Below are 14,760 nucleotides of genomic sequence, written 5' to 3'. Positions count from 1 at the left end.
GAGAGCCGGACGGCCACTCCTTGGGAGCCACAGAAGGCAAGCACCGATCAGCCACATCCGGCCCTCCCGGGCCGCCTAACAACTTACGGAGCACCGATGAGCTGTTCACGGTCGCGGGCTCGCTGGGCCGGTTCGCCGAGGACATCGGGGTCGCCCGCTCGACCGTCGAGGACTGGCGGTGGATCGCCTCGCGCTGGCCCAAGTCCCGGCGCCGGGAGGAGACGGTGCCCTTCGGTGTCCACCGCATCCTGGCCTCGCTCAGCGAGGAGAAGGAGCGGTGGGCGGCGATCGACGCCCCCCCCCGTTCCACGAGCGGTCCCGGGCCCGCCGCTGGACGGACGTCCTTCAAGAGCACCTTCGACTCGAAGACCCGGGAGTTCGTCGAAATCTTCCAGGAGTTCTCCCAGCTCTACGGGAAGGGCGACGCCTCCTACGGCGTGGGCGAGTACGACACCTGGTCGCAGTTGCTGGTGTCCATGGGCAACGCGGACCGGGCGGCGAGCGGTTCGGACACGAGGTTCGAGATCACCCCCGCACGCGGTCGCTGGCTGTACGACAACGGTTACCGCCTGGTCGGCCGCTACCTCTACGACCCGCCGGGCTCGACCCTTGACAAGGAGATCAAGCCCGGCAAGCTGCAGAAAATCTTCGACGCCAAGCTGCGGGTTTTCCCGATCTACCAGGACAACGCCCGCCGGCTCGCCGACTTCACCTACCCCCAGGGCTGCCAGCACGCCCTCAACGCGCACGACCTGGCCACCAAATACGGCTTCAACCGGGGCACCACGATCTACTTCGCGGTCGACTACGACGCTCAGCAGGGGGAGATGGAGAGCTACCCCGAGGGCATCGTCCCCTACTTCAACGGCGTTGTGGCCGGCCTCGCCAGCAGGGGAAAGAAGTACTTCCACGGCGTCTACGGCTCACGCAACGTGTGTATCAACGTCACCGCCAAGACCGGCGCGCGCTTCTCCTTCGTCTCCGGAATGTCCTGGGGTTTCTCCGGAAACCTCGGCTATCCGTTGCCCGCCAACTGGGCGATCAACCAGATCAAGGAATTCAAGGTCACCAACGGTTCGGACGCTTTCGATCTGGACCGGGACGTCTGGCGCCGGGAGACCGAGCCGGGCGTCGGTTCGGTGAACAACACGGGCGGGCCCGCCGACGGTTACATCGCCTACGTCCAGCGGCTGTACGACCACGCCACCGCGTACAAGTCGTCGAACGGCGTCGGCACCAACGCCAGCCGATTGGTGATGGAGTACATCCGTCACGAGAAGTACCGCGGTCTGAAGTGGTGGTGGCTGGCGGACAGCTACGACGAGGATTTCGTCAAGTACTGCAATTCCCGCGACATGTCGGTCCAGGATTCCTTCACCGACCCCATCACGGGGTACCAGCTCGACGCGACGCACCTGATGGCCACGGCCAACGGCTTTATGGAGAACTCCGACCCGTCCGACAAAAAGGAGTCCACCGGCGGCGACATCGCCGGGTGGGGCGGGGACATCATGACCTTCTGGGCGGACTGGCGGAACGCGGTGGACGAGTACGCCTCGCCGCTCGCTTTCTGCCAGGCCAAGCTGGCCATCCCCGGCACCGTCTCCAGCTTCGGCTACACGGACATGCTTGAGGACGTCGACGGTTACCTGCTGGCCAAGCACGTCGCAGGCGGCGGGAACATCGTCGACTGGATGAAGGCGCACTACAACAACGGCGGCGGCCTCACCCGCTTCCGCAGCCACTTCGACAAGCGCTGGCAGAACGCCACCAACGCGCGCGCCTGCTGCTGGGACCTCCTCGCCGGCCCCTCCGACTTCACCGTCAACGCGGCCCGGCTCGCGCTCATCACAGGCGCGGGCGCCGCCCTGCCGGCGGACTTCGTCCTCCTGCCGGGCAACACGGAGAAACTCGCCTGTTCTGCCAGGGTTTCACCGACCGCCAGCTCGCCCTCATCGGCCTGGAGAACAGCCTGGCCGCCCAGTACAAGAAGAACCTGGCCACCCACCGCAAGCAGGCCGCGCAGCGGGCGGCGGCCCGGTAGAACGGCGAGTTCCTGCAAGGTTGTCCCATGGCCGTCATTCTCATCCCGATTCTCCTGCCCCTCCTGGCCGGACTGTGGTTCTGGAGCCGTCCGCTGCTCTCCGGCACGTGGCGGCGCAGCCCCGCCTGGTTCACCTGGAGCGCGTTGCTCCTGCTGCTGGGCGCCGGCATCACCTACCTCGTCGGCTCCCTCGCCGGGGCGTCGCTGGACCCGGAGGAGGCATGCCACCGAGCGGGCGAGACCTACGACCGGGCATACCGCACAGCGAACTTCGAGGAGTACACGCGCTGGTTCCCGCTGCACGACAAGTGTCACGCGGGCTACGACCTGGTGCCGGCCTGGGTGAACCCGGTCCTCGTCGCGCTCCCCGTACTGGCGCTCGTCTGTCTGGCCTACGCCGTGGGCCTGGCCGTCGTCCCACGCCGAACCAAGAAGAAGGGCACCTTATGAACGATCTGAGCAGACGCCGCGTGCTCGGCACCTTGGCCGGGGCCGCCGCCCTGGGTCTCCCGGCCCTCACCCCCGCCACGGCCGCCGCCGCCCCACTCCGCGCGGACCAGGCGCTCCGCACGGACCAGCCGGCGACCACCTGGCGCGGCCCTCGCTCGGCCAACGGCTGGAAGATCCTCGACGAGGCCGAAACCCACCCCATCGAGGGCAGCGGCCAGTCCGTACGCCTAACGGGCGGCGACGCACACCTGCGAGGCTGCGACGGTTCTCGGATCCTCAGCGGCGCCAACCTCGTGCCCGGCATCTCCAAGGATGGGGGGAGCGACGACCGGATGGGCGTGATCACGCAGGGGCTCAGTCTTACCAGTGTCGCCGGTACCGACTCCAGCAAACCCATCTTGGACGCGAGCTGCATCCAGGTGCGCCGCTCGGCGCCGATGATGCCGGTGTGAAGGAGGTCGTCATGCATCCGCGCTCCTCCCGTATGCCGGACGGCTCGAGTTCAGTGGCGGCCCGCCGCAGGTCAGGCGGTGGGCTGGGGCTTCTTCGTCCAGTGGGTGCGGGGGCCTTTGCTGGTCAGGCGCCGGCTCATCAAGGTGACCAGGGCCCAGGTCAGGTGGGCCTCGCTGACCTGCGGAAGCCGCTCGTAGTCTCTGACGTTGCGCCGGGCCTTTCATTACCCACCCGAACGTGCGCTCGACTCTCCAGCGCAACGGGAGAATCACGAAGCCCTTGGCGCCTTTGGGGCGGGAGACGGTTTTCAGGGTGAGGTCGAGGAAGTCGTCGGCCCAGCCGACGAGCCGGCCGGCGTATCCGGAGTCGGCCCAGACCTGAGTGATCTGCGGGTGGGTCAGACGAAGCCGCCACAGGACTTCGCGGGCGGCGTCCCGGTCACTCATGTCGGCGGGCGTGACCATGACCATCATGGGCAGGCCCTTGGTGTCCACCGCCAGGTGTCTCTTGCGGCCGTTGATGGACTTGCCTGCGTCGAGGCCGCGGGTGGCACGGGAGACGGCGGCCTTGACCGACTGCGAGTCCACGATCAGCGTGACCGGATACGGGCAGCGGCCCAGCGCGGTGCGGATCCGACGCCGTAGCTGGTCTCGGATGAAGGCCAGTGTCCCGTCGCGGTGCCACCTGCGGAAAAACCCGTAGATCGTTCCCCAGGGCGGGAAGTCCGCGGGCAGCGCCCGCCACTTCGTCCCGTTGTCCACGAGGTAGCGGATCGCGTCGACGATCTGGCGCCGGGGCCACTTCTCCGGGCGGCCGCCGGTCTTGGTCTGACATGCGGGCATGGGCAAAAGAGGCTCCAGCGGAGCCCACTCGGCGATGATGGTGTCCGACGGATAGCGCCGGCGGCGCACGCTTGGGTGCATGACGGCCCCGCAAGGTCGGGACGGGCCCGGGCCACAGGGGCTGCAGCCCGGGGCCGGGGGGCTACTTGGGGAGCTGGTCCAGGGTCGCGCGGACCCCGGTGAGCTGGGCGACGGCGAGCTGGGCCCACTCGTCGTCGGGGAAGCGGGCCAGGTGCGGGTCGAGTGTGCCGGTGATCACCCGGACCAGCCGGTTCAGGAGCTGGCGGAACATCCGCTTCTCGTAGTCGATCCAGTCCGCCGGATCGTCGCTGAACAGGTAGCCGTCCGCCCTTCGCCAGATGATGGGGGTCAGGTGCTCGGCCGCGCCGACATCCCGAAGATGCCCAAGGCCCCGCTGGACCTGCGAGGGTCTGAGCCGGGTGGCGGCCACCAGCTGCCGCATCTGCAGGCCGGACGGCCGGGCCTCGATCAGCGCCGCCCGCACCAGGTCGCCGTAGTGTTCGGCGACCGGACGGGCCTGGCGGGGCACCGGTTACTCGCCTTGCAGCAACTGGGTCAGCTGCTCGTCCAGGGAGAACTCGCCGGCTTCGACGGCGGCCTCCAGCCAGTCGGCCGCCCCGCGGACCCTGCCGATCGCCCGCCGGACCGTCTCGCGTTCGTCCGTGGTGAACTCCTGGTCGCGCATCCGGGGCACCAGCCGCCCCAGTGCGGCAACGAACGCGTGACACGATCCGACCAGGTCCAGGTATTCCGCGGTGTGCTCGATGGCGCGGGCCGCGGGCGTGCGCCGGCGGATCGTCTGGCGGGTCTGTTCGCAGTTGTCGAACTGGGCGCGGTTGACCAGCATCCGGGTGGTGGTGTCGCGCATCGTCTTGCGGGCCACGGCCGGACGCTTGAGCAGCTCGCCCGCCACCTGGGTGGCCACTTCCTCGTCGCGGGTCAGCTCGTGGACCGCGCGGGCCCGGTGCGTCGGGCTGACCTTGGTGATGGTCTCCGGCCGCCGCAGCAGATCCTCGGCCGTCCGGGCGGCGACCTCCTCGTCCCGCGTCAGCTCGGCGACCGCCTGGACCCTCTCCGCCACCGTCGCCGGCCGCTCGACGCGCTGGCCCACCCGGCGCCGGGCCGCATCCTGCGTCCACCGGCGCGTGGCGGAGCGCGGGTGGTACGGAGGGTCGTCGATCACCGTCCACCGCTCGGCCTCCTCGCGGATCGAGGCCAGGATGCGGTGGATGCCGAAGGAGACGGCCTCCTCCCGGCGCCGGCCCCTGGGCCAGCGCGAGGCGATCCACCGCCGGTCCTCGACCGTGGAGGCGGCCACCCCGATGTCCTTGGCGAACCGGCCCAGCGAGCCCGCGGCGGTGAACAGTTCGTCGGTCGCCGCGGGGGCGGAACCGCCCACCGGCCGCATCGGCTCGATCTCCAGGGCCGCGTCGCCCACCGCGAACTGCGCGCGGGCGACCTGCGCGACGTTCCGGCGGGACTCGGAGACGAGGAGCTCGAAACGTTCCAGCGTGACGTTCCCAATCCGCTCCGACACGAGGTCACCGCCTCACTCCGGGCAGCCACGACCACCCACCGTGGTCGATAAGGAGGTTTACCGCCCAGGCCACCGCCAGGTGACGCCGCCCACGCGGCGTGGGGCAGACGCTTGTTCCGTTACGGCGTCTCCGAAACGCCCTTCCGTGACGCCTCACGCGCCCGCCAGGCCCGCACCCGGCACCTGCGCGAGCAGTACACCGCCGAGCGCTGATGCTCCCCCCACCGTCCAGCACCGCCCGCACACCGGACACTCGGCCCGCTCGCCCCGCTGGATCGCCGCCACCCGCCGACGGGTCTGCTCAAGCTCCCGCCACCGCCGCGACCTGCACCGCCCCGAACAGAACACCGCATCCGGTGCCCGCGACGACGGCAACGGATCACCACACACCCGGCAGTACCGGCGAGCCCCAGGTCCTGACGCCACACCCCGATCGTCCAACCAGGTCAGCCACCAGACCAGCCTTCAAAAACACTCACTGACGCCTTTCGGCGCTACCCCGGCGTCCTCCACCTCGACCCGTGGCCGCATGACCCTGTGACCGCGCTGACCAAGGACCTCACGCTGCGATGGCCGGAGGCCGTGCCCTACCGGGGGATATTCGGCGCCGGACTCGCCCCGCATCTGACGGTCGCGAACAACGAGGGTCCGGCCACTCAGGACGCCGCCTACGACGCGCTGCAGACCGAGTTGGAGCCCCGACTGCCGGTGAGCTGTCGCGTCGAGTCGGTCCACCTGATCGTCTGGGACGGAGCGCGCTGGCAGGATCGGGCCGCGTACCGGCTGGGCGGCGACGCTGCTGCACACTCCGTCGATGCGCCCTGACGCCACTGCCCCCTTCCGCACCTCCGAGCATCCGCGTCTTCGTACCTCCGCACCTCCGTACCGCCACACCTTTCAATTGCCGCCCTCGCCCCCCGTTGACGCGTTGGTCCAGACCTTTTAACCTGCGACTGCCATACGGCACCCGGCGCCACATCCGCCACCCTGGCGCGCGGCCGGGGATGCGCACTTCGGTTCTCACACCCTGTACCACTCACACTCACAGGGGTGCTCATGAAAGACCGGCGCAGATTCCGTAGCAGAGCCGCGGCCCTGCTCACCACGTTGATCCTGGCCGTGGCCGCCGTGCTGACCGGCCCGGCAGTCCCCGCCCGGGCGGCGGGAACGCTCACCGCGGCCTTCACCGCCCAGGAGAACGGCTCCTGGTGGAAGGGCACTTACGTCGTCCGCAACGGCGGTTCCGCCGCCGTCACCGGCTGGACCCTGGAGTTCGACCTGCCGGCCGGTGTCACCATCAGCGGGCACTACAACGGCGACGCCACCGTCAACGGCCGCCACGTAACGGTCAAGAACGCGCACTACAACGCGACCGTTCCGGCCGGCGGCAGCACCGATCCGTTCAGCTACTGGTTCATCGCCAACGGGCCCGTCGGTACGCCCGCCACCTGCACCGTCAACGGGGACAAGTGCGACGGCTCCCCGGACGTACCGCCGTCCGCGCCCGGTACACCCGAGGTCACCGCCACCACCGCACGCAGCGTCTCGCTGAGCTGGCCGGCCGCCTCTCCGGGCGACTACCCGGTCACCTCGTACGAAGTGCTCAGCGAGGGCCGTACGGTCGCCACCTCCACCGGTACCGGCGCGACCGTCACCGGTCTGACCCCGGCCACCCGCTACACGTTCACCGTGCGGGCCAAGGACCGGCGCGGCAACGCCGGGCCGCCGAGTGCGCCGGTGACCGCGAACACCGTGGATCCGGCGAGCGATCCCGTACCGCCGTCCGCGCCCGGTGGTCTGCGCAGCACCGCGACCACCTCCTCCAGCGTCTCCCTGGCCTGGGACAAGGCCACCGACAACGTCGGCGTGGTCGCGTACGACGTCTACCGGGGCGCCGAGCTGGCCACCACGGTCCCCGGCAGCACCACCAGTGCCACGGTCGGCGGTCTGACGCCCGCCACCGCATACACCTTCTCCGTGAAGGCGCGCGACGCCGCCGAGAACGCCTCGCCCGCGTCCAACGCCCTGACCGTCACGACGGACGACGTGGCCGGGCCCGGCAAGTACCTGAAGGTGGGCTACTTCGCGCAGTGGGGCATCTACGGCCGCCAGTACTTCGTCAAGAACCTGGACACGTCGGGCGCCGCCGCGAAACTTGATGTCATCAACTACGCCTTCGCCAACATCGACCCCGTCAATCTCACCTGCCTGGCCGGGGTGACGAAAGGCACCTCGGGCAATCCGCAGGACCCGGACGAGGGCACCGGCGCGGGCGACGCGGACGCCGACTACGGACGTGCCTTCCCCGCAGCGCAGTCGGTGGACGGGGTGGCCGACGACGGCTGGGGCAAGCTGCGCGGCAACTTCAACCAGCTCAAGAAGCTCAAGGCCAAGCATCCGCACCTGAAGGTGGTGATGTCGCTCGGCGGTTGGACGTACTCGAAGTTCTTCTCCGACGCGGCGGCCACCGACGCCTCCCGCAAGAAATTCGTCGCCTCCTGCGTCGATGTGTGGATCAAGGGCAATCTGCCCGCCTACAACGGCGCGGGCGGTCCCGGCACGGGCGCGGGCGTCTTCGACGGGATCGACCTGGACTGGGAGTGGCCGGGCGCCGAGGGCCATCCGGGCAACCACTACAGCCCGAACGACAAGGCCAATCTCGCGCTGCTGATCAAGGAGTTCCGCCGGCAGCTCGACGCGCTGGGCGGCGAGCACAAGCTGCTGACCGCCTTCACCCCCGCCGACCCCGTCAAGATCCAGCAGGGCTGGGACCTGTCCACGATCTTCGAATCGCTGGACTACGCCAACGTCCAGGGCTACGACTTCCACGGCTCGGGCAGCGACAACTCCTGGGAGCCCAAGCGCACCGGCCATCAGGCCAACCTCTACCGCGACGCCCAGGACCCGTACGACTTCGACTTCAGCGTCGAGCACGCCGTCAGGACGTACCTGGACGCGAAGGTCAGCCCGCGCAAGCTGACCATCGGCTTCCCGTTCTACGGGCGCGGCTGGAAGACCGTCGCGGACGGCGGGGTGCACGGCGAATGGCAGTCGGCGGACGGCGCGGCCCCGGGCCAGTTCCAGGAGGAGGCGGGTATCCGGGGCTACCAGAACCTGCTGGCCAACGTGCCCAACATGACCGTCTACCACGACGAACAGTCCGTCTCGACGTACGGGTACACCGGGGCGGGCGGTCAATGGTGGTCGTTCGACGACACCTGGTCGATCGGGAAGAAGGCGGATTGGGTCAAATCCAAGGGGCTTCTGGGCGCCATGGTCTGGGAGATGTCCGGTGACACGCCGACGGGCACCTTGATGAAGGCGATCGACAGCGGACTTCCGTAGCCGGACAGCGGAGCTCGAAACGCTCGTCGGAGCGCTTCTCGGAGCTTGTCGAAGCACTTCTCGAAGCTTGTCGGAGCGCTTCTCGGAGCTTCTCGGAGCTTCTCGGAGCTTCTCGGAGCACTTGTCGGAGGGCTCTTCGGAACGGTTCCCGGTACGGTTCCCGGAACGCCGCGCGGAACGCTCCACGCGTACGGCCGGGACCGGCCGATGATGATCGCGCGTCCTGTGGGCCCCGCCAACGCACCGGCGGGGCCCACAACTCGCCTGACGAGCCTGGCTCCCGAGCCGTCCGAACATCTCGTCACATCTCGTCGCATCCCGTCATGTCTCGTCAGGTGAGCACGACGGCTTGGCCGCTCACGCGCACGCGCGGGTCGGTCGCGTCGGTGGCGACGGTGAGCCGGCTCGGTCGGCCCATGTCGTAACCCTGCAGCACGGTGATCGGGGTGCCGACGGATCCCCACCCGATGGTGCGCAGATAGCCGCCGAAAGCCGCGGCCGCCGCACCGGTCGCCGGGTCCTCGACGACTCCGCCGAGGGGGAAGGGGTCGCGTGCGTGGAAGAGGGTGTCGGTCTGGCGGTGGAAAAGGTGAACGGTGGTCCAGCTCTGGTCACGTGACAGGGCTTCCAGTGCCTCGAAGTCGTAGTCGAGGCCGGCCAGGCGCTCCCGGGAAGCGGCGGCCAGCATCAGGTGGTGGTTGCCGCCGAAAGCCACATGGGCGGGGAAGGCGGAGTCCAGGTCGTCCTTGGACCAGCCCAGCGCCTGGAGTGCGGACGCGAGGTGTTGTGGTGCGACCGGCTCCGAGGATGCGGGGACGCTGGTGAGCGTTGCGCGAAGGCCGTGTCCGTCCGCTTCCGTCAGGACGTCGACCCGTCCGGCGTTGGTCCCGAAGGCCAGCGCGCCGGGGGTGCCGCGTTCGGCGAGGGCGACGGCGGTGGCGACGGTGGCGTGACCGCAGAAGTCGACCTCCGCGCGGGGGCTGAAGTAGCGGACGCGGTGGGTGTGGTCAGGAGTCTCCGCGGCGGTGACGAAGGCCGTCTCGGAGAAGCCCACCTCTTCGGCGATACGGAGCATCTCCGTGTCGTCAAGTCCCTGGGCGTCGAGGACCACCCCCGCGGGATTGCCTCCGTCGGATCGGTCGGTAAAGGCGCTGTAGCGCAGAATCTCCATGGCTTCAGCATGCCAACCACCCACTATCACGTCCAATGATTGCTCGTGAGAGCTGCCATCGATATCTTCTATGGGTGCCTCCTGTACGGGGATGGACGGAGGCCGGACGGGAGAAACGGGGAGGATTTTCCTTGGACACACGCCTGCTGCGGACCTTCACGACGCTGGCCCGCACCGGAAGCTTCACCGCCGCCGCCACGGAACTCCACCTGGCCCAGTCGACCGTCACCGTGCAGATCCGCGCCCTGGAAAAGGACCTGCGGGTCCGGCTCTTCGACCGCCAGCCCTCCGGCGCCGTCCTGACCGACACGGGAGCCCGCCTCCTTGAGCGGGCACAACACGTACTGGACGCCGAAGACCGCCTCCACCACGAGGCGCACACCGCGGCCCCGATCGAAGGCACCGTCACCATCGGTGCCAGCGAGTCCTTGTGCGCCTACCGCCTGCCGCTCGCGGTGGCCGCGCTGAGCCGGAGCCTGCCCACCGTCAAAATACACATGCGCGCCGTGGGGGTCGCGTCGGAAGCGGCGGAGCAACTGAAATCGGGGCGTATCGATGTCTCGCTGCTCCTCGAATCGCGCGCCGACCTACCGCATGTGGAGACGGAGATCATCGGACATGAGCCCTTGGCGCTCGTTGCGGCGCCCAGCCATCCGTTGGCCGTTTCCCCATCGTCGCCGCGCCACTCGGGTGAGCCGGGCGGGCCGGGTGAGCCGGGTGAGCTGGGCGGGCCGGATGAGTTGGGCGGGCTAGATGAGCCGGGCGGGCTGAATGTACAGGCCTTCTTCCTGCTCGAAGAGGGTTGCTCCTACAGCGACGACTTCGCCCGACAGCTACTCGCCACACCCGGTGAGCCCCCGCGCATCACGCGGTTCGGCAGTATCGAGGCCGTACGCGCCTGCGTGGAGGCAGGCCTCGGTCTCGCGCTGCTGCCGGTGGTCAGCGTGGCAGCCGACCTGGCGTCCGGCCGGCTCCGCACAGTGCGGGATTTCCCCGACATCCCCGTCCTCATGCTGCGACACCGCAGCCGCTGGACCAGCCCGGCAACACAGACGGTCATGGCACGGCTGAGGTGGCTGGCCGCTGGGGGGTGGGTGGACGGATGCACACCACGGTGATCATCGGCGCTCTGGGTTTCTCCGCGGCTGCCGTCCTTGCCGTACGGCTCATCCGGGAACCGCGAACAGCAGGCGACTCGGGGCGAACTTCGCAGGCCTGAGAGCCGGTTCTTCGCGTATGGCGTCGGTGAGTCCGGTGATTCGGAATCGGGGCCGACGGGCGGTCACCCGCAGCTCCTCGATAGTCTCTGCGGATGACGGAAGAACCGGTGGCAGAGTTGTCGAGGGCCGAGAGCGACGATGTATGGAGGCGCTTCTACTCGGAGTTCGAGTTCCGTCCGAGTATGAACTCGTTCCAGTGGCCGGGCATCAAGGAGCCCGCCGGCTCGGTCACCTGGAGCCTGGCCGCTCTGGACGACGACCCTGACTACGTACGGCTCGACCGCCTGGGCGAGGCCGTCCAGGCAGGGCTGACCGCGTCCGTTGCTCCGCAGGACAGGCTGTTCGCGCTCGACTGGCAGCACACCTGCTACGGCTTCCTTCCGCACCGCGTCGGTGGCCCTGACCGGATGAGGTGGCCGCTCAGCCCGATTCCCGATGGGGACTACTACATCTACCTGTCCAACGACTTCCGACTCGGCAGCTTCGGGCATCCCTGGGAATACACCCTGTGCCTGTTCGGGCGGGAATTCGTCGATGCTGTAGCTGCTGAAGTGGACGGGATACTGGGGCCGCCCATACGCCGGTCCGGCCGGGCGGCATGATGCCGAGCGGGCGCTGAAAGGCGTTCGCCGTCGGGCCGTTGGTCCGAATTCCGTTCCGATCGTTCACCGGCTACGGATGCGGTCGGCTGATGTCGCGTCGGAGGCCCCGTTCGCCGAGCGGCCCGCCCTCAGCGCTGCCACGGCAGGTGCGGGGTCATCGGCGTAGAAGCGGAAGGTGCGGGCCTCGGCGGGCTTGCCCAGGGCCCGTACGTAGCGGATCGGCTCGGTGAGTTCGACGGTGACCGTCGTCTGGCCGGCTACGGCCATGTCGGCGACGCCGTTCTCGTTCACGGCGGCCAGCTTGCCGCTCGGGAACTGCCGGTCCAGGCGTACGGAGGCTATGCGGTCGGCCGGGATGCGGATGTCCAGCAGGGCACCGTAGCGCAGGCGCAGTGAGCCGTCGGGCGCGATCACGTGCGGGCGCACCACGCAGGAGGCGTGCAGGGCGATCACGAAGTAGCAGCCCCAGATGTCGAGGACGAGTGTGACGGCGTGGATCGCCGGCCAGGGGATCAGGTAGGCGAGGCCCACGGTCTCGACCACGCAGACGAAGAGGAAGCCGTACGTGACCGCCGCCTGGCCCGGTGCGTACGGGACGGGCAGGTCGCCGTCGCGTACGCCGTGCGGGCCGCGGCGGGTCACCCACCGCAGGAAGCTGGTGGAGAGGAAGAGCTCGTGGGCCGTCAGCTTGCGTACGGCTGCCGGGACGGTGTCGGCGATCGCGGCGGCGAAGGCGGAACGGCGGTCGAGACCGTCCCGGCGGTGCCGGCGGTGGTCGAGGGCTAGCAGTACGGTCGCCGTGGCCATGAGCGCGAGCACGGCCGACTCCACCGCCAGCCGGGCGGCCGAGGGTATCCGGACCCCGCCGGCCACGCACAGGACCAGCACCAGTTCAAGGGGCAGGAGCGCGGCGAAGCCCCGGCGTACGGCCTTTCTCAGCGTTGTCACCTGGCACGCTCCCGCAGCAGCTCGATGGCGCGGTGCACGGCCGCGGCCTGGGCGGGGGCGAAGTCCGCGAAGAAGGCGTCCGCGAAGCCGCCGTGCTCGCCGGCATCGCCGGGGTCCCGGATGGTCATCGCCTGTGCCGCCTCGTCCGGGACACTGTCCGCGATGGCCCGGGCGGTTTCTTCCACCCGGGGATCGTCCTCGGCGGCCTCGGCCAGCTCGTCGAGCTGGGCGTAGACGGCGTAGGCGCGCCGCATGGCCTCCGGGTCGGCGGTGAGGCTGTGCACCATGGCGTCCAGCCAGCCGCGGTCGCCACCCGGCGAGCCGGTTTCCAGCAGGGCGAGGAGCTGCCGCTCCTTGGCGGCCATCGCCGGTTCCGGTCCGGGCAGCGCCGCCGAGGCGCGGGCCATGTCGTCGAAGACGGCCGCGAGCTCGGGTGAGACGGGAGCCTCCGCGGGCAGCCGCCCGGACCGGGCGGCCTGCTGGAACAGCTGGCGCAGACGGGCGCGGCGCTGCCGGATGGCCTCCTCCTGGCGGGCCAGGTCGGCGTCCAGCTCGGTGAGGATCTCGACCAGGTCCTTGCCCGCGTCGTCCGCCAGCGCGTCCTTCACCTCGTCCAGGCTGAGACCGAGCTCGGTGAGCCGCCGGATGCGGGCCAGCTCCGCGGCGTCGCGGAGCGAGTACTCACGGTATCCGTTGGGCTGCCGCGGCGGCTCGGGCAGCAGCCCGATGCGGTGGTAGTGCCGCACGGCGCGGGTGGTGATGCCGGCAGTCCCGGCGAGCTCTCCGATTCGCATGACAGCAGTAGAAACGTTGTCGCTGCGACAAGGTCAAGCGACTCGGGTCGGGAGGGGACGGAGTGGGTACGGAGTGGGCTCGTACGGCGTACATGGCCTCGTACGGCGAGGCAGACAGGGCGTGCGGCGGGGGCGGCCTCGGTGGTGCGGGCCGGGCCGTATAGCTCAACGGCAGCCGCGACGGCCAGCGCGAGCCGGTCCAGGAGCATTCCGTTCAGCGGGGTGGACGGGGCGGGCGGGGCGGATGTCGGCCGGCCGTGGGGCGGGACGCGGATCGCGCCGGTCGGTGCGGGATCGGGACGACGCCTACGCCGTACTGACCTGGGCGGCCGAGCACTCGGCCGAACTCGGCGTCGACCCGGGCCGGATCGCGGTCGGCGGACACAGCGCCGATGGCGGACTCGCGGCCGCGCTGGCGCTGCGGGCAGCGGTTGTGCGGCATGCTCTGGCTGCGTGAGGACGCGGAGCAGACCGATCAGGAAGAGCGCGGCATGAGCGCATGGCAACGCCGTAGCGGGCCCATACGGTTCGGGTCGGGTGGCGTACGTCGATGCTCGCGACGTTGCCGCTTGCGCGGCCGTGCTGTTGGCAGGGTCGCCGGGCGTACCGGGCGCCGGCGAATCCTATTCATTACAGCCACCTGGGCAACACCCGCACCTCGGCCACGACGGCCGTCGGCCGAAGTGCGGGCCGCCACATCGGCGTACAGGCCCCCGTGAACCGATACCGCCCTGGTTGCAGCCGACTTCAGCCAGCGGTTGTGCCGTCCGGCGAAGTGCCGGTGCGCGCGTCGATGCCGGTCCCGTCCTAATCTGCTCGCCTGTGCACGCCCTCATCGCGCGGCAGAACGACCCGTACGACCAGGCCGCCGCCCTCGCGCGGCTGGGCGGTGGTGGTGCCGTCGTGAGCCCGTACCGCCGATCGCACGATGGTCAGGCCCAGGCCGACGCCCTTGTCGCTGCCGGTGCGCTCGGTGCGCAGGCGGCGGAAGGGCTCGAAGAGGTTCTCCACCTCGTACGCCGGGACCGCCGGGCCGGTATTGGTGACGACCAGCACCGCGCAGCCCTGCTGCGGCTCCGTCGTCACCTCCACCCATCCCTCGTCCTTGATGTTGTAGCGCACCGCGTTCTGTACGAGGTTCAGGGCGATGCGCTCCAGCAGCACCCCATTGCCCTGGACGAACGCCTGCTGGCGCACGCCGCGGATCTCCACGCCCTTGGCCTGGGCCTCGGCACGGGCCTGCTCCAGGGCCTGGGAGGCGACCTCGGCCAGATCGACCGGCTTCTTGTCCACGATCTTGTTCTCGCTGCGGGCGAGCAGCAGCAGGCCCTCG

General features: G+C 69.7%; 12 protein-coding genes and 2 pseudogenes. 7 read left to right on the top strand and 7 right to left on the bottom strand.

What is annotated here, in order from left to right; all coding sequences use genetic code 11:
• Positions 1–2,390: DUF6192 family protein (locus IH45_RS1000000147450; RefSeq protein ID WP_234440869.1), on the top strand; the 2,390-nt coding region annotated here is incomplete at its 5' end.
• 100 nt (positions 2,391–2,490) lie between these two features.
• On the top strand, positions 2,491–2,946 hold the full coding sequence (locus tag IH45_RS1000000149640) for a hypothetical protein (protein ID WP_030681291.1): 456 nt from the start codon (positions 2,491–2,493) through the stop codon (positions 2,944–2,946).
• Positions 2,947–3,017: 71 nt separating this feature from the next.
• On the opposite strand, the pseudogene IH45_RS01000000144665 reads toward IH45_RS1000000149640, so the two are convergent.
• The 3 genes and pseudogenes from IH45_RS01000000144665 to IH45_RS0140425 all read right to left on the bottom strand — a co-directional run bounded on the left by IH45_RS01000000144665 (position 3,018) and on the right by IH45_RS0140425 (position 5,347).
• A pseudogene (locus tag IH45_RS01000000144665) lies at positions 3,018–3,858 on the bottom strand (IS5 family transposase).
• A 73-nt stretch (positions 3,859–3,931) separates the two neighbouring features.
• Complete coding sequence (locus IH45_RS1000000150445; RefSeq protein WP_030681288.1) at positions 3,932–4,339, bottom strand: hypothetical protein; 408 nt, start codon at positions 4,337–4,339, stop codon at positions 3,932–3,934.
• Between the two features lie 3 nt (positions 4,340–4,342).
• The gene (locus IH45_RS0140425) at positions 4,343–5,347 is read right to left on the bottom strand and encodes a DUF6192 family protein (RefSeq protein ID WP_030681285.1); all 1,005 of its coding nucleotides are present in this window, start codon (positions 5,345–5,347) and stop codon (positions 4,343–4,345) included.
• Between the two features lie 432 nt (positions 5,348–5,779).
• On the opposite strand from IH45_RS0140425, the gene IH45_RS0140415 reads away from it, so the two are divergent.
• Both IH45_RS0140415 and IH45_RS0140410 read left to right on the top strand, forming a co-directional pair.
• Positions 5,780–6,172, top strand: a complete 393-nt coding sequence (locus IH45_RS0140415) for a 2'-5' RNA ligase family protein (protein ID WP_267885176.1) — start codon at positions 5,780–5,782, stop codon at positions 6,170–6,172.
• Positions 6,173–6,403: 231 nt separating this feature from the next.
• Complete coding sequence (locus tag IH45_RS0140410) at positions 6,404–8,692, top strand: glycosyl hydrolase family 18 protein (RefSeq protein ID WP_030681279.1); 2,289 nt, start codon at positions 6,404–6,406, stop codon at positions 8,690–8,692.
• 331 nt (positions 8,693–9,023) lie between these two features.
• On the opposite strand, the gene IH45_RS0140405 is transcribed toward IH45_RS0140410, so the two are convergent.
• Positions 9,024–9,863, bottom strand: a complete 840-nt coding sequence (locus IH45_RS0140405; RefSeq protein ID WP_030681276.1) for a PhzF family phenazine biosynthesis protein — start codon at positions 9,861–9,863, stop codon at positions 9,024–9,026.
• A 131-nt stretch (positions 9,864–9,994) separates the two neighbouring features.
• Between IH45_RS0140405 and IH45_RS0140400 the strand changes: the two genes are divergently transcribed.
• On the top strand, positions 9,995–10,981 hold the full coding sequence (locus tag IH45_RS0140400) for a LysR family transcriptional regulator (RefSeq protein ID WP_030681273.1): 987 nt from the start codon (positions 9,995–9,997) through the stop codon (positions 10,979–10,981).
• A 194-nt stretch (positions 10,982–11,175) separates the two neighbouring features.
• Positions 11,176–11,685 carry a DUF2716 domain-containing protein gene (locus tag IH45_RS0140395; protein ID WP_030681270.1) on the top strand — a complete coding sequence of 170 codons (510 nt, stop codon included), beginning with the start codon at positions 11,176–11,178 and terminating at the stop codon, positions 11,683–11,685.
• A gap of 63 nt (positions 11,686–11,748) precedes the next feature.
• Here IH45_RS0140395 and IH45_RS0140390 read toward each other — a convergent pair whose 3' ends face one another.
• Together IH45_RS0140390 and IH45_RS0140385 are read right to left on the bottom strand one after the other, a co-directional pair.
• Positions 11,749–12,633: a hypothetical protein gene (locus IH45_RS0140390; RefSeq protein ID WP_063763104.1), complete on the bottom strand. Its 885-nt coding sequence runs from the start codon at positions 12,631–12,633 to the stop codon at positions 11,749–11,751.
• Positions 12,630–13,427, bottom strand: coding sequence for a MerR family transcriptional regulator (locus IH45_RS0140385; protein WP_030681265.1), 798 nt, complete (start codon positions 13,425–13,427; stop codon positions 12,630–12,632). The genes IH45_RS0140390 and IH45_RS0140385 overlap by 4 nt, the downstream gene beginning before the upstream one ends.
• 298 nt (positions 13,428–13,725) lie before the next feature.
• Here IH45_RS0140385 and IH45_RS1000000147440 point away from each other — a divergent pair.
• Positions 13,726–13,854 (top strand): annotated as a pseudogene (locus IH45_RS1000000147440) (alpha/beta hydrolase fold domain-containing protein); the annotation flags it as partial.
• Positions 13,855–14,234: 380 nt separating this feature from the next.
• Here IH45_RS1000000147440 and IH45_RS0140375 read toward each other — a convergent pair.
• On the bottom strand, positions 14,235–14,760 hold a 526-nt coding region (locus IH45_RS0140375; RefSeq protein WP_030681262.1), incomplete at its 5' end, for a sensor histidine kinase.

The organism is Streptomyces rimosus subsp. rimosus (assembly GCF_000720725.1).
Classification (GTDB): Bacteria; Actinomycetota; Actinomycetes; order Streptomycetales; family Streptomycetaceae; genus Streptomyces; species Streptomyces rimosus_A.
The sequence above is the reverse complement of the archived record's forward strand: the minus strand, read 5'-3'. Positions and strand labels throughout refer to the sequence as shown.